A 17,432-nucleotide genomic window follows, 5' to 3' on the forward strand; every position below is an offset into this window, starting at 1 on the left:
TGACCCAGCGTCGCAGAAACCTGGGACTGCCGGAAGTGTCTCTGCCCGCGTGGCGCGCGTCCGTATCCCGGTACCACCCCCGACGCCGTCCCTGTACCCGGAGGGCACCAAAACGAGGGTCGATTCAAGGGGTCATCGACCGGCAGCGTACCCCTGAGCGCCACGTGGATTGGCCGCGGCCTGCAGTATTCCGGTAGGCGGATCCCGCGTCACTGCGGACAATCGGCCCAAGGTCCATCCTCCGGCCAGGGTGATCCGATGCCCTCGGCGCTCCAAACCGGCAATGACCTCAGCGCCCAGGCGGTCTTCGAGAACCGCTCCGCCAGGTTCCCAGGTGCGAGGCCAAAAGGAACCGGGCATGGAGGTGGTGTGAAACGTAGGCGCATCTATGGCCTGTTGCGGTGAGTACCCACCCACGATGGTTCGCAGGAGGTAGGGCAGCTGCCATTGGTCCTGCTGATCACCTCCTGGAGATCCCACAGCAGTCACCGCGTGACCGTCGCGAAGAATCAAGGTAGGGGTGAGGGTGGTCCGAGGCCGTTTCCCGGGAGTCAGGGTTGAGGGAGTTCCCGGTTCCAGCCACGTCATCTGCAGGCGGGTGCCCAGGCAGAAACCCAGTTCGGGAATCGCCGGCGACGACTGCAGCCAGCCACCAGAGGGAGTTGCAGAGATCATGTTCCCCCAACGATCCACCACGTCAATATGGCAGGTATCGCCGCGGGTCTCCCCCGTCGGCTGCACGGTCGGTTCGCCCAGACCCGCGGGCACGGGACCCTGTGTCGGAGTGACGTGCTCGGTGCGGAGAGGTGGCATGTACGGGCTTCGACCCGGCACTGTTCCCGGCCTGAATTCCAAGGACGCGTCCTTTGTGATGAGACGTCGGCGCGCCTCGCAGTACTCGGGCGACAGAAGATACTCGAGCGGCACATCGGTGTCGCCGTAGTAGGCTTCCCGGTCAGCCAACGCCAGTTTCTGCGCCTCCAGGATCGTGTGAATTCCAAGTTCAGTGGAAGGATCAAGATACTCGTCGTCGAACCCGTCAAGAATCGCCAGGGCTTGCAGAAGCGCCGGGCCTTGCCCCCACGGTCCAGTCTTGGCTATGGTGTGGCCGCGGAAGTCGAAAGTCGTGGCGGGCTCATAACTCGCCTCAAATCGTGCGAGATCTTCCAACCCCAGGACCCCGGAGTGATCCTTGCCGGACGAATGCCGGTGTGGGGTCTGCACCGAATCGGCCATTGCATGTGCGACGAAGCCCTCCCGCCACTCGCGTCTGGCCTCATCAATCCGGCCTGCCCTCGACGCCGATCCAGAGCGCCCGACCTCGACCAGTCGCTGGAGCGTGTGGGCATACGCCGGGTTCCGGATCAGCTCACCCTCGGCCGGGATCCTGCCGTTGGGTGTCCACAACTCCGCCGAAGTGGGCCAGTGTTCTCTGAACAGCTCAGCGACTACGGCGATAGTGTTCCCGACGCGGGCCAGCATCGGGTGACCGTCCCGCGCATATCCGATGGCAAACTGCAACACTGATTCCAGCTCCCACGTACCGTAGTCCCGCAGAAGCAAAAGCCAGGCGTCGACGGCGGCAGGAACCGCTGCGGCCAACGCCCCTGATCCCGGAACCAGGTCGATGCCTTGAGCCAAATAGTGTTGCCGGGTTGCTCCCAGCGGCGCCGGGCCCTGACCCATCAGAACCACAGGCTTTCCTGGTTCAGCCGCAGCGGCAAACACGCCGGTTACATCACCGCCAGGCCCATTCAGATGGGGCTCGACAACATGGAGCACGAAAGCGCCTGCTACGGCGGCGTCGAAAGCGTTGCCTCCGCGTTCCAGCACTGCCTGCGCCGTGGCTGTGGCCGTCCAGTGCGTCGAGGCACTCATCCCGAACGTGCCTTGCAGCGTGGGCCTGGTAGTGAACGGAGCCGGCTCGGTGAACGTCATGCGTCAATGCTAATTCTGGGTGACCTCACTTCTTTGGCCCCGCGCTGAGGATTGGTCCGGGCCGGCGGAGCCGTCAGTGTCTTATTTCCCGAGACCTGCCTTCCGTAAGGCTTCAGCCATCGCCGTGTTGACCGGCGCTGGCTTGCCGTCCTGGCCGGGCTTGCCGCCCTGAGCTGGCTTGCCCTTCTGGGTGGGCCTGTTCCCGGAGGCAGGGCGAGCGGGAGCCGGTTCGTCGTCGAGCCTTAGGGTGAGCGAGATCCGTTTCCGCTCGGGGTCAGCCTCCAGTACTTTGACGCGGACAACCTGGCCGGACTTCACCACCTCACGGGGATCTGACACAAACCGATTCGCAAGTGCCGAGACGTGGACCAGGCCGTCCTGATGCACTCCCACGTCCACGAAGGCCCCAAAAGCTGCCACGTTGGTGACAGTCCCCTCCAGCACCATTCCGGGCCGAAGGTCTGAGATCTTTTCGATGCCGTCGGCAAAGGCCGCAGCAGCGAAAGCGGGCCGCGGATCACGGGCGGGTTTCTCCAGCTCAGAGATGATGTCCTTAACCGTGGGCAACCCGAAAGCGCCTTCGACAAAGTCCTGGGCGTTGATGGTCGCCAACGAACCCGCGCCAGTGGAAGGACCGACCCCGGCACCGATGCCAGACGTTTTCACTCCGGCGGCTGCCATGATTTTGCGCGCTACAGGGTAGGCCTCGGGGTGAACACTGGAGGCATCAAGAGGCTCTGGTCCGCCACTGATCCGCAGGAACCCGGCGCATTGTTCGAAGGCCTTGGCGCCCAGCCTGGGCACTTTCTTTAGCTCGCTGCGCTTAGCGAACGGTCCATTCTCGTTCCGGTAGGCAACGATGTTCTCGCTAAGCAGCGGTCCGACTCCGGCGACCCTGCTAAGCAGCGCCGGTGAGGCAGTATTGACGTCCACGCCCACGGCATTCACACAGTCCTCCACCACAGCATCCAGGCTCCGATCCAGCTTGGCCGGAGTGACGTCGTGCTGGTACTGCCCGACGCCGATCGCCTTCGGCTCGATCTTCACGAGCTCGGCCAGCGGATCCTGCAGCCGGCGCGCAATGGACACGGCGCCGCGGAGGGAGACATCCATCCCCGGCAGTTCGGCCGCAGCCAGTGCTGATGCGGAATAGACGGAAGCCCCGGCCTCAGAAACCACAAGTTTTTGCGGTTTGTTGCCTGTGCCCGCCCCTACCCTTTTGATGAGTTCAGTAGCCAGCTTGTCCGTCTCCCGGGATGCCGTTCCGTTGCCGATGGCGATAAGTTCGACGTTGTGTTGCCGGGCAAGGCGCTCAAGGGTTGCCAATGACTCGTCCCACTTGCGCGCCGGTGCGTGGGGATAAATGGTGTCCGTGGCCACCACCTTCCCGGTGCCATCCACTACCGCAACCTTCACACCCGTACGGAGCCCCGGGTCCAGTCCCAGCGTGGACCTGTTGCCGGCTGGCGCGGCAAGCAGGACATCCCGGAGGTTGTTGGCGAACACCCGAACGGCTTCGTCTTCGGCAGCGGCGAACATCCGCGTCCGGAGATCGGCCGTCAGCCGGGCAAGGACGCGGGACCGCCACGCCACCTGCGCGGTCTGGATGAGCCAGGAGTCTGCAGGGCGCCCGCGGTCGGCAACCCCGAGGAACCTGGCCACAGCGGACTCGTAACGCGCGCGCGCGCTGGCGAGGGCGTCGTCGTCGGACGGCTCTGCTTCTGCGAGATCGAGGTCCAGTACGCCGTCCTTCTCGCCCCGCAACAGCGCCAGTACACGGTGGGATGGCATCCCGGTGGGGGCTTGGGAGAACTCGAAGTAGTCCGCAAACTTCTGGCCGTCTGCTTCCTTGCCCTTCTTCACTCGGGAAACCATCCGGCCCTGTGTCCAAAGCCGGTCCCGGAGAGTCGCGGCAAGATCGGCGTCCTGCGCTACACGTTCCACAAGGATGGAGCGGGCTCCGGCGAGCGCTGCGGCGGCATCATCAACAGAGTGCTCCGGATTCAGATATTTAACGGCCTCGCGCTCGGGATCCAGTTCCGGCCGTTTGAGCAGGGAGTCAGCCAGCGGCTCCAACCCCGCCTCCTTGGCAATCTGCGCCTTGGTACGCCGCTTGGTCTTGAACGGCAGATAGATATCCTCCAGCCGGGATTTGGTGTCAGCCCCGGCGACGGCGGCATGGAGTTCCGGAGTCAGCTGGCCTTGGGCAGTTATAGCCTCAAGGACGGCCCGACGGCGGTCCTCCAGTTCGCGGAGGTAGCGGAGGCGTTCCTCAAGCTCACGGAGCTGGGTGTCATCCAGCGTCCCGGTGGCTTCCTTGCGGTACCTGGCGATGAACGGCACCGTTGATCCGCCGTCGAGCAGTTCCACAGCAGCCTTTACCTGCCAGGCCTTGACCCCAAGTTCCTGGGCGATCTGGGCATGGATCACGGCGTCAGGCGTGGCGGAAGGAGACGTGGGTTGCTGTAGGTGGTTCACCCGAATCATTTTGCCTTACCCCGCCGACATTCTGTCAGGCCAGTCCGGGAGGCCTGTCTGATCGGGGCACTTACGGGAGCAGAAAGAAGCGCCACAGAGGCGGTCTCCGTGGCGCTGGTTTGCCTATGAGTTTGCCTGACTTACGAGCTGCTGGACTGCATCCTCTTGCGTTCCGAGATGTGCTCCACCAGTTCGCCCACTTTCTCCTCAGAGTAGTTGCGGGCGATGTCTCCCTGGCTAATGATGCCTACCATCTTGTGGTCGGCAATAACCGGGAGACGCCGGATCTGGTACCTTTCCATCATTTCGATGGCTTCGTCAATGTTGGCATCGGCGTCGACCCAGTGGGGCTTGCCTGTGGCGAGCTCTCGGGCCATCATCTCGCCTGGATCACGTCCAGCGGCAACGCACTTGAGCACGATGTCCCGGTCGGTGATCATGCCCTTCAACCTGCCATCATCACCACAGATCGGCAACGAACCGCAGTCAAGGTCCATCATCATCCGCGCAGCATCCACGAGGGACTGATTTTCCGTAATACATCGGGCGTTCGTAGTCATGAATTCACGGACAGCACTCATTGGTCCTCCTTCATCGATTGAAATATCGACGCAGGCCCCCGGCTTGCGCCGACAAATCCAGCGTACGCCTGGGCGCCCACCAAGTCGACGGCGTCAGGAACCTCCTCAGTGGGAGTTCCGAACGCTCGCTGGACAACCGATTCAGCGGATTCAGGCGGCCTACTCGGCGATGTCCTCAGCCCAGAGCTCGGGATGTTCCTGCTGGAACGCCACCATCATGTCGATGCACCGTTGGTCGTCCAGAACCAGCACCTCGACGCCGCGGGAGCGCAGGAGCTCAAACTCCCCAGGGAAGGTCCGCGCCTCTCCCACAACTACCCGTGGAATCTTGAACTGGATGATGGTTCCCGTGCACATCGCACACGGGGCAAGGGTGGTGTACAGCGTCGTGTCCCGGTAATTCTTCTGCCGGCCGGCCGCACGAAGGGCGGACATCTCCCCGTGGGCAATGGGATCGCCCTTCTGCACGCGCTCATTGTGGCCACTGCCAATCACCTCGCCACCCCTGGTCAAGGCAGCACCGATCGGAATTCCGCCTTCCCGCAAGCTCTGCACGGCGGCGTGGACGGCTGCTTCGAAGGCGGGACCGTCGGCCAAGGGCGTGTCCGATCGCGCAGGTGCCCCGGGCTGGTTCACGGAGGGCTGCTTCAGGGAGGGCTGCTGGTCAGTCATATGCCTCAGACCCTACCTCCCTGAACAGGGCTTCAACAGGGCTGCTCATCCTGAAGCAATAATGTCAGCCGCTTTTGATAGCTTGGCAACAGAAGGTCGGCCAACGGAGTTAGCGGCATTTTGCAAGCCAACTCGGGCCGGCACCAAGGTGGCAGCCATGTCACTGCGCATCAATGAGGAGCGGGGTCGCGTGTTTCTTCTTGAACCAGAAGTTCCTGGGCGGGAACAGGACCTCGTGTTCTCTGCGAGTGACCTCGTCACAGCGGCCACTTGCGAATATCAACTGCTCCGGAAACTCGACGAAAAACTCGGACGATCCCCCCGCGCCGTCTTCGAGGCAGACGCGATGTTGGAGCGAACCGCGAAGCTTGGCGACCTCCACGAGCACAGAGTCCTGGATAAGTTCGTTGAAGAGTTCGGGCCTTGGGACCCTTCCCGGCAACGTGGAGTGTACGACGTCGCGCCCGCCTCCGATATGGACCGCGCCACGCTGCTGGCCAAACATTCGGAATCTATTGCAGCCCTGCATTCGGGAGCCGACGTCGTTTTCCAGGCAGCGTTCTTTGATGGCACCTTCCATGGGCGCTCCGATTTTCTTGTGAAGCAGCCTGATGGCCGCTACGCCGTTTATGACACCAAACTGGCCCGGCACGCAAAAGTCACGGCACTGCTCCAGTTGGCTGCCTATGGCGATCAATTGCTGGGAGCAGGTCTCGAGCCGGACCCGCTGGTCACCCTTATCCTTGGCGCCACAGTGGTCACCGCTGATGGCAGCTTCGAGAACGTGCGCAGCAGCCACAAGCTGGCTGACGTCCTCCCGGTTTTCCGCGAGCGGCGCGAACGCTTTTTTGAACTTGTTGGCGGGCACCGGGCGGTTCCGTACCCCGTGGTTTGGGGGGCACCTGGAGTCGTTGCATGTGGAAGGTGCGATTACTGCCAAGAACAGGTCAAGGCTACGGATGACGTCTTGCTGGTGGCAAGGATGAACTCCAGCCAGCGTAAGAAACTTCATGAGCAGGGCATCTTTACTGTGCATCAGCTCGCCGAAGCAGATTTTCCAGATGCGAATCCCCCGCTCCTGAGGCTGCAGGATCAGGCACGGATGCAAACCGGTTTTGGGCCGGTGGACGGAAGCGTCCGCTACGCCAAAGACGGCGAAGAGCACGCTCTGAGCTACCGGGTGATTCCGGAAAACACTTTGAGGGAACTTCCGCCTCCTGACGACGGCGATATCTTCTTCGACTTTGAAGGAGACCCCCTGTGGCAAGAGGATGCAACCGGTACCTGGGGTCTGGAGTATCTGTTCGGTGTTGTTGAAGCGCCGGTCGAGTCTGGCGTGGCCGGGGTGTTCAGACCCTTCTGGGCACACACCCGCGCCGCCGAAAAACAGGCCTTCCTGGATTTCCTTGACTATGTCCAAGACCGGCGGGCCAAATACCCGGACATGCACGTCTATCACTACGCCGCTTATGAGAAGACCGCCCTGCGTAAGCTCTCGGTGATGCACGTTGCCGGTGAAGACATCGTGGATCAATGGCTCCGTGACGGGCTCTTGGTTGACCTTTATCAGACGGTCCGCAACAGTATCCGCATCTCCGAGAACTCCTACAGCATCAAGAAACTCGAGCCCTTGTACATGGGCAACAATCTCCGTTCCGGCGACGTAACTGACGCAGGAGCTTCTGTGGTTGCCTATGCTGATTTCTGCGAAGCACGCGACAACGGACTGGACGACCTTGCCGCCGAAATCCTCGCCGGGATTTCCGATTACAACCAGTACGACTGCGTTTCCACGCTGGAACTGAGGAACTGGCTGCTCTACCTGGCCCGCCAACGCGGGATCGACTCCTCACACGCTGCCGCCGCATTGGCCGAAACCCAGCCCACGAAAGAAACACCAAAAAGTGAGGCACCCCCGGCTGGCACAGACCTCAGGTCCTCGGAGATCGTCCTGCACACCTTCCTGGACGAGTGGGCAGGATCCCGGACGCAGGCCGCCAAGATTGCCGGCACCATCGAGGATGTCGGACCCGATCCTGATGCCCACGCCGTTGCTATGGTGGCCGCGGCTGTCAGTTATCACCGCCGTGAGCGGAAGTCATTTTGGTGGGCCCATTTCGACCGCTGCGAGAACGGACCCGAAAGCCACCATCACGACCGCAACGTCTTTCTCGTGGAGCAGGCTGAAATCCTGGACGACTGGCGCCAAGAAGGAGCGAAGCTGCCCGAACGCCGGGTGAAGCTCACGGGCAGCGTCAGCGCGGGCTCGGACCTGAAGGTCGGCAGCACGTGGTTCCGCATGTATGACAGACCGCTCCCGTCTGGGCTGAAAGGCACGGGAAAAGACGGCACCGGGCGCGGCGGATGGTTCGGAACGGAAATCCTGGAGTTGGGACATGAGGACGGACAGGATGTTGTCATCATCCGGGATCGGCTTCACCGGAAAATCGACCCCTACCCCGCAGTACCTATCGCCCTTACCGAGGACCAACCTCTCGCAACCAAAAGCCTAGAGCAGGCGCTGGCATCGTTGGCTGACAAGGTCGCTGCCTCGCTGTTGGACAGCAAGCCAGGCCACCCCCGGTTCCCTGAGCATCCAGGCCTGGATCTTGTCCGCAGGGTTCCCCCACGCCTGCGGAGCCGTGCTGCTCTGCCGGAAGTCGGAAATGGCCCGGATCGTTTTATCGATGCCATCACCGAAGCTGTCCTCGATCTCGACCGCTCCTACGTTGCTGTTCAGGGCCCTCCCGGCACAGGCAAGACGCATGTGGGTTCCCACGTGATCGCCCGTTTGGTTGATCGTGGATGGAAGGTGGGAGTAGTTGCTCAGTCTCATGCTGTGATCGAGAACCTCATGCGGACTGCCGTGCAAAAAGCGGGAGTGGACCCGCGGAAAGTGGCCAAAGACGTCAAGCACAGCGATTCCCTTCCGTGGGACAACCGATCTGCCGCCGACGTGGAGCGGCTCCTCAATTCCCCCGATGGCGCACTGGTAGGCGGAACTGCCTGGACGATGACCGGCGCCACAGTCCCTGCCGGTTCGCTGGACCTGCTGGTGATAGATGAGGCAGGCCAGTTCTCGCTCGCTAACACCTTGGCAGTGGCGCAGGCCAGCCCTCGGCTGTTGCTTCTCGGCGACCCCCAGCAGCTTCCCCAGGTGAGTCAGGGGACGCATCCGGAGCCCGTCAACGAGTCGGCGCTGGGCTGGATTTCCGACGGCCACGCGACGCTGCCACCCGACTTGGGTTATTTCCTTGCGGACTCGTGGCGAATGACCACAGAGCTATGCAGGGCAGTCTCGGAGCTTTCCTACGAGGGACGGCTGCAGTCGTCTCCCGCAGCTGATCAGCGCATGCTGGACGGCGTGCCCGCCGGAATCGAGACCGTCTATGTTCCCCACGGTGGAAACACCACATCCTCCACTGAGGAAGCCGCAGCAGTAGTCCAGCAGGTCCAGCGGCACCTCGGGCTTAAATGGCACCACGACGACGGCGGGAGCCGCCTGTTGGGCGAAGCGGACGTTCTGGTGGTCGCGGCGTACAACGCACAGGTAAACGTGGTCCGCGATGCCTTGGACCAGGCAGGGCTCAGGGCGGTTCGCGTCGGCACCGTCGATAAATTCCAAGGGCAGGAAGCCGTCGTGGTTATCGTCTCCATGGCGTGTTCAGCCGTCGCTGACGCTCCCCGGGGCATCGAATTCCTGCTATCCCGGAACCGGATCAACGTTGCCGTTTCCCGAGCCCAGTGGCGTGCGGTTGTAGTGAGATCTCCCCAACTGACAAATTACCTTCCCTCCCATCCGGAGGGTCTGGCACAACTTGGCGGATTCATAGGCCTGTGCCAGCGGGGAACCGCACGCTGTTAGCTGCACCCTCACGGTGCAACCGTATTGCGGTGCCCCGCGGCCACTGCAGCGTTATTTAGTTCTGGTACGCCGGGTAGTCGGTATAACCCTCGGCACCATCACCGTAGAAGGTGGCGGGGTTTGCCTCGTTCAGGGGCAGCCCTTCCTGCCATCGGCGGACCAGGTCCGGGTTGGCGATAGCCGGACGGCCGACGACGACGGCGTCAGCATGCCCGTCCGCCACCAGCCCCATTGCCTCATCACGGGAGGTCACCATGCCGAAGCCGGAGTTGACCAGGAACGGTCCCCCGAAGCGCTTCCGGAGGCCCTGAATCAACTCGCCCGAAGGATCCTGGTGGAGGATGCTCAGGTACGCGAGGTTGAGCGGCTCGATGGAATCGACCAACGCTCCATAGGTGGCCAGGACATCAGATTCGTCCGTTTCCACTACGTCCTGGATGTTGTGTTCCGGCGAGATGCGGATCCCCACGCGGTCGCCGCCCAGCACTGCAGCTACGGCCTGAGCCACCTCAATGACGAAGCGGGCACGATTCTCAGGAGAGCCACCGTAAACGTCATCGCGCTGGTTGGATGCCGGGCTGAGGAATTCATGGAGAAGGTAACCGTTGGCGGAGTGAAGCTCGACGCCGTCGAAACCTGCCGAAATAGCGTTCACTGAGGCTTGAACGAACTCCTGAATAATTGCAGGCAGCTCCCCCGTTCCCAGTTCGCGGGGCTCTGGGTAGGCCACTTTGCCCAGCGGAGTATGGATTTCGCCCTCGATGGCGATGGCGCTCGGAGCGATCACTTCATACCCGCCGTTTACGGTTTCATGGCTGACCCTGCCGGCGTGCATGATCTGGGCGAAGATTCGCCCACCTTCGGCGTGAACGGCCGCGGTGACGCTTTCCCATCCTGCCTGCTGCGCTTCAGTAACGAGTCCCGGCTGGCCCGAATATCCTTGGCCTGCATGGCTGGGGTAGATTCCCTCGCTGATGATGAGTCCCAAGGAGGCCCGCTGGCGATAATGTTCTGCCACCAGGGATCCCGGAACACCCTCTTTTCCTGCACGGACGCGGGTCAGTGGTGCCATTACAAGCCTGTTGGGCAGCTCGAGCTCGCCAAGCGTCAGCGGAGAAAACAACATGCGCAAATCCTTTGATTGTGAGGAGTATCCACCCTCCGCAACTTGTTTGCACAAGCAACTATTCCGCCTGAGACGCAGATCACTTGGGCCCGATAAAGGGCTATGGGACGCTTGGGACTCCAGGGCAGCCTTGGCCTTGAGGATTGTCAATGCAGTCGTCAGCGTAGTTGCGCGTGATCGACCTCCAAACGCTGACGGTCTGGGGAGGCGAACTGAACTGGCCCTGCTCAGGGATAGGCAAGGCCGGTCCGTTGTTGACGGAGTACGTGCCTTGGAAGTAAGTGGTCAGTACAACTTGAAAGTCCCCGGTTTCGGTATAGACGTGGCTGGTCCGGGTCTTTTCGCCCCAACGGTCCTCGGGCAGAGGGCCACCCACGAAGGTGGTGGGCCCAAGGCTGGCGCCGTCCCCGTAGTCGAACGAGTACTCGAAAGGCTTGGCGGTGATATGAACGTGCTGACCTAAAATCGTCACGTCAAATTGCTGCTCCTCTGCGCTGCCAAAAACGTTTGTCTCCGCTCCTCGCAGAGTGTGAGGACTGGGCTGTGTGGTCAATTTAGCTGGTTGAATTGGGAGATTTTTGAACTCCGCCGCTACACGCGCTGCGATCCGTGGAAGAAGGTCCTCTGGACGTTGATCGTATAGACACGTCGGCCCTCCAGCCGCGTCCCAATCCGTCCACTCAGGGTTAGCGATCGCCCTAGGTGCAACCTTCCACACAACAGGGATTCCCTCTTCGCCGTCTTCTTCTCGGGGAGGACAAACGCGCTGGCCCGGCAAACAGTTGATCTCCAGGCTGTTGTCATCCGCCTGACACTGAAGGTCCGCTCTGTATTGATTAGGATCCTCAGTTACTTGTCCCGGAACGATCGGAACTATTTCTCCGGTTTCCCTATCTAGCGTCCAGTTGGTGGCCCCTAGTTCAACACCCTTTTCTTCGTAGCCGATGACGATTGGGGGATCACCGGCTTGAGCAGCTTGGGGGGTTAGCGAAATCAGCAAAAGGGCCAGCACAACACCCAACACTGGATACGGCTTGCGGCTATTCACCTTATGAGCCCAAGATCCGTAAACACCCATCCATCCGTTCCAAACACTGCCGTTACTTGGCTAGCTGAATTGGAGGTAGCTGTCGGCTGCTGATACAGACCCGCACCTGGTTTGTGGATTTCGATTTTCTGTTGGACCACTTGAATAGTTGCCTGATGAGTGGCGACTCCCGGTTGGAATGAGGCAGTAACTGAGGCCACTTCTATCTGTCCTCCGACGATCCACCGTCCGTCTTGCCATGCGGTCGCTACTCCACCAATCAAACCCTTACAAAAGACGCAACTTGGATCACTTCCGCTTGAGACCGGAGCCACGTCTCCCGTCTCATAGGCGTAGCTCAGCGACGCGTACCAGTACTTCGCGAAAGCCTCCAGCCCCTCCTTGGTTTCCGCCTTCGCTGCTTCGGGCATGACCGGAACAGGGACGTTCTGCGCCTTGCCCTTTGCATCGGCTGGCTTGTAGGCAGCGCTGGGGGTCGGCGTAGGAGTTGCGGTGGATGTTGACGGCGCTGGTGCGGGCGTACTGGACGTTCCGGTTCCGCCCGGGGCGCCACCAGCACATCCTGAGAGTGCTAATGCGCCGGCGGCGACTGCCGCGACCGCCAAAACCCCTAGACGCGTGTAGACCGAATTGCGAGCAGTCATGAGCAGCTGTCCCCCGATAGTTTTCGTGACACGTGGTCCGAACATTGCTTAAAGGGTAGCTGAGGTGACATTTACCAAGTCGAAGTTATCCACAGGCACCTGAAGTAGCTTTTTACCACTAGCACGCCCAGATAAAAAGTCACATGGAGCGAAGAAACGCAATAGAGCATCCATGACGGCACAATTCCCCCGCGGAAAAGGATCGTTTATCGAGCCCCCGCATCAACAAATTACATTTCCCAACACGGCAGGAATCGGGCAACAGCAGCGTGAGACCCCGGGAAATCCAGAGCCATCACGGCCAGGAAAACCCGGAGAAACCTAGACTGGAACCATGGCAGATCGGCTGACACCTGAACGGCGCAGCTGGAACATGTCCAGAATCAGGGGCAAGAACACCAAGCCGGAGATGCTGGTCCGCCGGTTTCTGCACGCCAAGGGCTACCGCTACCGCTTGCACGGAATGGCGTCCGGCGGAAAGTTACCCGGCAGGCCGGACCTTGTCTTCGCCAGTCGTCGCAAGGTCATCTTTATCAACGGCTGCTTCTGGCACTTTCATGAGTGCCGGGTAGGCCAACATGCACCAAAGGCCAATGCAGACTTCTGGGAAATCAAGCGGAACAAGACCAGAAAGCGCGACGCCGATCAACGCCTTCAGCTGGAAAGCTCAGGTTGGGAGGTGCTCACCGTGTGGGAGTGCGAGCTTAAGAACCTGACACAACTGGAACACCAATTGGACGAGTTCCTAGCCGCTCGCACTGGCACTGGCACTGGAACCTAAAGTTCCTATCAGCTGGCACCTAAAGTCCGAATGAACGCCCAGAAAAATCCCTGGGCAGAATCACTCCTGGGATGGAGCAAGCCTGTAACCAATGCCTCTGACCGTCTGCAGCCAACGGGGGTTCTGTGGAGTGTCGCCAAGTTTCTTCCGCAGGTTTCCCATGTGGACCTCAACGGAGCGTTCGTCGGCGTCGGAAATGTACCCGCCGACGTCGTACGGCTCGTCGCGGAGTCTGCGCACCAGCTCCGATTTTGTCCGGACGCGCCGTCCTGCTTCCAGCAGCGCATACAAAAGCGTGAATTCGGTCCGCGTCAGGTTGAGCTCCACCCCGTCCACAACAACGGTTCGTGCCTCATAGCTCAGTTCCAGCCCATTGTGGACAATCAGCTGCTCAGACGATGGAGCAGCTACAGGTTCGGACGCCGGAGAATCTGAACGCGGCCGCCGCATCATCGCCGCGACACGCGCACGCAGTTCCCTTGGACGGAATGGTTTGGTCAGATAGTCGTCCGCACCGGATTCGAGCCCAATAAGGGTATCGAGTTCTTCGGCACGCGCCGTGAGCATCACGATGTAAGCGTCGGAGAATTGGCGGATCTGCCGGGCAACCTCGAAGCCGTCGATATCGGGCAGGCCAAGATCCAAGGTAATAACGGCTGGATTCAGCCTTTTGGCTGCTTCAACGCCCTCTGAGCCGGTACTGGCAGCGTGAACATCAAAACCGGCTTGCGCCAGGACGACACGCACCAGTCCTCGAATGTCCTCATCGTCTTCGATGACAAGACCTACACGTGATTCGCTCATCGCAGCCCCCTCAGTCCGCTAGCCCCGTCTGCAGTATAGCTCGCGGCGGATACCCTGTTGTTATGAATGCAGATAACCGCCTTATTTCGGCATTATGCGCATGAGTGCAGACAAAACGTGGAATATCCCATCAGGGCGCCTTATGTTTTTCAGGCGGCCTTTCCACAAGTACTCCCTGCGTGGCCGTGTGGGCCTCAGTCAAATGCCGTTGTCAGTGACAACAGCACTGACTGCAGTGCTGGTCATAGCCTATTTTCCGGCGTCTCTGACCCATCCGCTTTTCATCAGCTTCCTCGTTTCACAGGCTGTCATCCTGGTTCTTTGTTACGCCGTGCCTTGGGAGCGGCTCCCCTACCCCAGCTTTCTCATCATTCCCTTGCTGGATTTCATTTCCATTGGGTTGGGCAGGGAAGGAGGCCAGGAGGGCCTCACCGGTATCAGTCTGATGGCAGTCCTGCCTGTCATCTGGTTGTGCGCCTCCGGTCTGTATCCACGGGCGGCGATAGCCGCCTCCTTCTTTGCCCCTCTGGCCATCATCTGGGTTCCCCTGATTGTGCACGGGCATTTCAGTGGGCAGGACTTTGCCCGCTCCCTGCTGCTGCCTGTAGTTACCTTAGGGATCGGTATGTCGGTGAGTGTCCTGACGCTCAGCATGATGCGGCAGCAACGGGACCTCGAGGCGAAAGACGAACAGCTGAGCGCAGCCCTGGCCACAAGCACCCGGCAGGAAGACATCCTCAACACTGTGCTGGAAACCGTCCACCTAGGTGTCGTCGCCGTCGACGCCGATGGTCACGACATTCTGATGAACCGCAAGCAGCGCGCACATCACCGGCTGGCGACGCCTCCTGACATCAACGATCCGGACGAAACCCAACTGCTTGTCTTCGAGGCTGACCGCGTCACCCCGGTGCCACCCGAGTCGCGGCCCGTCCGACGCGCGGTCCAGGGAGAAACATTCACGGACTACCTCGTGTGGCTCGGAAACGGCCATGACCAGAGGGCCATGACTACCAGCGCGCGGGCAATGAAGGACCGTGACGGCAACTTTGTCGGCTCCGTCGTAGTGTTTGGGGACGTGACTGAACTCGTCAACGCGCTGGCGGCCAAGGATGACTTCGTTTCCAACGTGTCCCATGAATTCCGGACACCGCTGACGTCGATTCTGGGGTATGTGGAAATCCTCATGGACGAGGGCAAACTGACAGAAGCGGAGACCTATCCGCTCAAGATCATCCGCCGCAACTCCGAGCGCCTGCTGTCGCTCGTTTCGGACTTGCTGGCCAGCCGGAGGGGCCAGCTCATCGTCAGTCCGCGTCCGGCAGATATGGCCGAGTTGGTGCGGGCAAGCGTGAGCGCTGCCATCCCGCGTGCAGACACCTCCGGAGTGCGGCTCCTTGCGGAAACACCGCCAACGATGGATGCCCACGTGGACTCGGCCCGGATCTCACAGGTCCTGGACAACCTGGTCTCCAACGCTATTAAGTACTCTCCCAACGGTGGCGAGGTGGTGGTCTCGTTGCGGCCGGACGATCGGTATCTTGTGTGCGAGGTCAAGGACACCGGGATGGGAATGAGCGAACATGACCAAGCCCACGTCTTCACCAAGTTCTTCCGCTCCGGCACTGTACGCAGCACCACCATCCCCGGTGTTGGTCTGGGGCTGTCCATCAGCAAGGCAATTATCGAGGCCCATGGCGGCACGATCGAGCTCGAAAGTGCCGTGGGCCAAGGAAGCACCTTCACGTTCAGAGTGCCGGTGTAAGCGGGGCATAAGTCACCGGCATAAGTCGCCGCCGCAAACCGCTGCACAGCCAGTTCCCAGGCAAGCTCGCTGGAGACAGAACGCCCTCCTGCCGGTACCATTTATTCAAACCGGCAGGTGGTCTCCCCAAAGGTAGAACTGACCTAGGAGAGTATGCGATGCCCCAAAAACGCATGACAAAAGCAGAAGCGCGTGAGAGCGGACCCGACGCCGGTAATCCCCCAGGAATCGACAAAATCCCCAACGTGGAGACGCTTCGCCATCAGGCGTCTGACATCATCGAGTCGATCCTCGGCGAGACCGAAGCGGATGGCTCGGAAATCCGAGACCGCTTGAGACTGTGCCTGAGCTTGAACGTGGGCAATCCTGAGCGCGCGCTCCTCCAGCACCTCATGTCCCTCCGCAGCCGGAGCCTGGCGACCCGAAAGGTGCCCTCTGAAGTAGCGTGATCTCAGCCGTATGGTGCCATTAGTCCGGCTGTGACTGCCGGACCACATCGCCCCACGATTCCCTGGCAAGGTCCGCAATGGAAGCCAGAATCAGGGGTGCCGGCAGGGACAAATCAATGGGATATTCCACGACGTCGATGTCCGTGTTGAGGATCCGGCGCAGCTTTATTTCTCCTTGGCCCGCGTACACCAGCCACGCGGTGGGAACCTGCAGCGCCGTGCAGTAGGCCAGCATCTGGAAGTGATCCGCTGAGACGGATGCGCCAATGTCCGACGCCGCCCGGTACTTTGCGTCGTACACCGCCACCGGGCGGCCGCCCAGAAGGTGGACGGCATCGGGAGTGACGGTGAGGCGGTCAGAGTCCCTGACGGCCTCGTTTAGCGTCGCATCGTACCGCAGCCTGGTCTCCCCGGGGTAGGCGGCCATGGCTTGCCGAAGGGCTGTGCCCACAAAGTCTGCGAACACCCGGGACATATCCACCACAAAAGCGGCAGTATGCTGGTCTCCCTCGCCAGCCTCGGCTGAAGCATTCCTGAGAATGACTTCAGACAGGCGCAACACAGAGTGATACCGCAGGTTCATCCGGCTTGCACGCCAGCGCGGCAGCGGAGCGCCGGACTGGAGCCGGGTGACGCCGTCGAGCTTCCCCTTGAGCTGGCGCAGCCTGCTCAACACGTCCGCGCGCACACCGGGAACCTTTGACATGCGGTCCAAGGCGGCCCGGAGGATCCGGTTTTCCGGGATGTCCTCCGTGAACTCGTCGTAGGAAACTTCAAGGGGTACCAGCATGCCGGGGCGGCGCGAGATCTGGTCCGAGATCCGGATCCGTCCCTTCACCGTTCGCAGGGATTCATCAACATTCAGATACCCCTGCAACAGGCCGCGTGTCAGTGCCCGCTCTGCCAATTGGGCCAGGGATTCTGCCAGCGCGCTCCAGAGCTCCGAGTCCTCCACGGCGTTTACGGCATCGTCGCGGAACCCCTGATTGCCGGCGTAGCTCAACAGGAAAAGGAGCCGGCTCAGATTCAGCCGATCTTTAGGCCTGACATCCAGCTGAACGGTCCCGGTGCGGACCGAGCCCACCATTCCTACCGGTTCGATCCGGTACAGGCCTAGGCCCATGGGCGATGCTTTGGCCAAACCGCTGGAGTTGATAAAGGCGGCACTGGCGGGGTCGAGCCTGTCGACGACGCCGACGGAGAGCTCATCCAGGACTATGTGCCGCTGCTTTTGGATGCCCCTTCCGGCCGGCTGGATCTGTTTGCTCCGCTGACTCTGCG

At 61.1% G+C, this 17,432-nt stretch carries 13 protein-coding genes; 4 read left to right on the forward strand and 9 right to left on the reverse strand.

Annotation, left to right across the window (positions count from 1 at the left end):
* Positions 1 to 132: 132 nt before the first annotated feature.
* The 4 genes from M1E02_RS16535 to M1E02_RS16550 form a co-directional block, all read right to left on the reverse strand.
* A complete protein-coding gene (locus M1E02_RS16535; protein WP_479375299.1) occupies positions 133 to 1,938 on the reverse strand; it encodes a gamma-glutamyltransferase family protein in 1,806 nt (601 codons plus the stop codon).
* 81 nt (positions 1,939 to 2,019) lie between these two features.
* On the reverse strand, positions 2,020 to 4,425 hold the full coding sequence (locus tag M1E02_RS16540) for a Tex family protein (RefSeq protein ID WP_479375300.1): 2,406 nt from the start codon (positions 4,423 to 4,425) through the stop codon (positions 2,020 to 2,022).
* A 131-nt stretch (positions 4,426 to 4,556) separates the two neighbouring features.
* The gene (locus M1E02_RS16545) at positions 4,557 to 4,997 is read right to left on the reverse strand and encodes a CBS domain-containing protein (RefSeq protein ID WP_247048269.1); all 441 of its coding nucleotides are present in this window, start codon (positions 4,995 to 4,997) and stop codon (positions 4,557 to 4,559) included.
* Positions 4,998 to 5,156: 159 nt separating this feature from the next.
* A complete protein-coding gene (locus M1E02_RS16550; RefSeq protein WP_479375301.1) occupies positions 5,157 to 5,669 on the reverse strand; it encodes a nucleoside deaminase in 513 nt (170 codons plus the stop codon).
* A gap of 190 nt (positions 5,670 to 5,859) precedes the next feature.
* On the opposite strand from M1E02_RS16550, the gene M1E02_RS16555 reads away from it, so the two are divergent.
* Positions 5,860 to 9,534, forward strand: a complete 3,675-nt coding sequence (locus M1E02_RS16555; protein WP_479378194.1) for a TM0106 family RecB-like putative nuclease — start codon at positions 5,860 to 5,862, stop codon at positions 9,532 to 9,534.
* Positions 9,535 to 9,589: 55 nt separating this feature from the next.
* Here M1E02_RS16555 and M1E02_RS16560 read toward each other — a convergent pair whose 3' ends face one another.
* From M1E02_RS16560 to M1E02_RS16570, 3 genes are all read right to left on the reverse strand, one after another.
* On the reverse strand, positions 9,590 to 10,660 hold the full coding sequence (locus M1E02_RS16560; RefSeq protein WP_479375302.1) for an alkene reductase: 1,071 nt from the start codon (positions 10,658 to 10,660) through the stop codon (positions 9,590 to 9,592).
* A 100-nt stretch (positions 10,661 to 10,760) separates the two neighbouring features.
* Positions 10,761 to 11,132: a hypothetical protein gene (locus M1E02_RS16565; protein WP_479375303.1), complete on the reverse strand. Its 372-nt coding sequence runs from the start codon at positions 11,130 to 11,132 to the stop codon at positions 10,761 to 10,763.
* Positions 11,133 to 11,704: 572 nt separating this feature from the next.
* Entirely contained in the window at positions 11,705 to 12,352 is a 648-nt protein-coding gene (locus M1E02_RS16570; RefSeq protein WP_479375304.1) for a DUF6318 family protein, read from the reverse strand.
* 334 nt (positions 12,353 to 12,686) lie between these two features.
* Here M1E02_RS16570 and M1E02_RS16575 point away from each other — a divergent pair, with 334 nt between their 5' ends.
* Complete coding sequence (locus M1E02_RS16575; protein ID WP_479375305.1) at positions 12,687 to 13,133, forward strand: very short patch repair endonuclease; 447 nt, start codon at positions 12,687 to 12,689, stop codon at positions 13,131 to 13,133.
* Positions 13,134 to 13,193: 60 nt separating this feature from the next.
* On the opposite strand, the gene M1E02_RS16580 is transcribed toward M1E02_RS16575, so the two are convergent.
* Positions 13,194 to 13,937 carry a response regulator transcription factor gene (locus M1E02_RS16580; RefSeq protein WP_479375306.1) on the reverse strand — a complete coding sequence of 248 codons (744 nt, stop codon included), beginning with the start codon at positions 13,935 to 13,937 and terminating at the stop codon, positions 13,194 to 13,196.
* Positions 13,938 to 14,037: 100 nt separating this feature from the next.
* Here M1E02_RS16580 and M1E02_RS16585 point away from each other — a divergent pair, with 100 nt between their 5' ends.
* Complete coding sequence (locus M1E02_RS16585) at positions 14,038 to 15,702, forward strand: sensor histidine kinase (protein WP_479375307.1); 1,665 nt, start codon at positions 14,038 to 14,040, stop codon at positions 15,700 to 15,702.
* A 158-nt stretch (positions 15,703 to 15,860) separates the two neighbouring features.
* Complete coding sequence (locus tag M1E02_RS16590) at positions 15,861 to 16,151, forward strand: hypothetical protein (RefSeq protein ID WP_479375308.1); 291 nt, start codon at positions 15,861 to 15,863, stop codon at positions 16,149 to 16,151.
* A gap of 19 nt (positions 16,152 to 16,170) precedes the next feature.
* Here the strand turns inward: M1E02_RS16590 and M1E02_RS16595 are convergent, their stop codons facing one another.
* The gene (locus M1E02_RS16595; protein WP_479378195.1) at positions 16,171 to 17,409 is read right to left on the reverse strand and encodes a 5-methylcytosine restriction system specificity protein McrC; all 1,239 of its coding nucleotides are present in this window, start codon (positions 17,407 to 17,409) and stop codon (positions 16,171 to 16,173) included.
* Between the last annotated feature and the right edge of the window lie 23 nt (positions 17,410 to 17,432).

The sequence above is a fragment of the Arthrobacter sp. Z5-13 genome (genome assembly GCF_056499105.1).

Coding starts and splice junctions, on each gene's coding strand:
- M1E02_RS16540 (WP_479375300.1), bottom strand. CDS start 4,425: ATGATTCGGGTGAACCACCTACAGCAACCCACGTCTCCTTCCGCCACG.
- M1E02_RS16585 (WP_479375307.1), top strand. CDS start 14,038: ATGAGTGCAGACAAAACGTGGAATATCCCATCAGGGCGCCTTATGTTT.
- M1E02_RS16575 (WP_479375305.1), top strand. CDS start 12,687: ATGGCAGATCGGCTGACACCTGAACGGCGCAGCTGGAACATGTCCAGA.
- M1E02_RS16545 (WP_247048269.1), bottom strand. CDS start 4,997: ATGAGTGCTGTCCGTGAATTCATGACTACGAACGCCCGATGTATTACG.
- M1E02_RS16535 (WP_479375299.1), bottom strand. CDS start 1,938: ATGACGTTCACCGAGCCGGCTCCGTTCACTACCAGGCCCACGCTGCAA.
- M1E02_RS16590 (WP_479375308.1), top strand. CDS start 15,861: ATGCCCCAAAAACGCATGACAAAAGCAGAAGCGCGTGAGAGCGGACCC.
- M1E02_RS16550 (WP_479375301.1), bottom strand. CDS start 5,669: ATGACTGACCAGCAGCCCTCCCTGAAGCAGCCCTCCGTGAACCAGCCC.
- M1E02_RS16560 (WP_479375302.1), bottom strand. CDS start 10,660: ATGTTGTTTTCTCCGCTGACGCTTGGCGAGCTCGAGCTGCCCAACAGG.
- M1E02_RS16580 (WP_479375306.1), bottom strand. CDS start 13,937: ATGAGCGAATCACGTGTAGGTCTTGTCATCGAAGACGATGAGGACATT.
- M1E02_RS16570 (WP_479375304.1), bottom strand. CDS start 12,352: ATGACTGCTCGCAATTCGGTCTACACGCGTCTAGGGGTTTTGGCGGTC.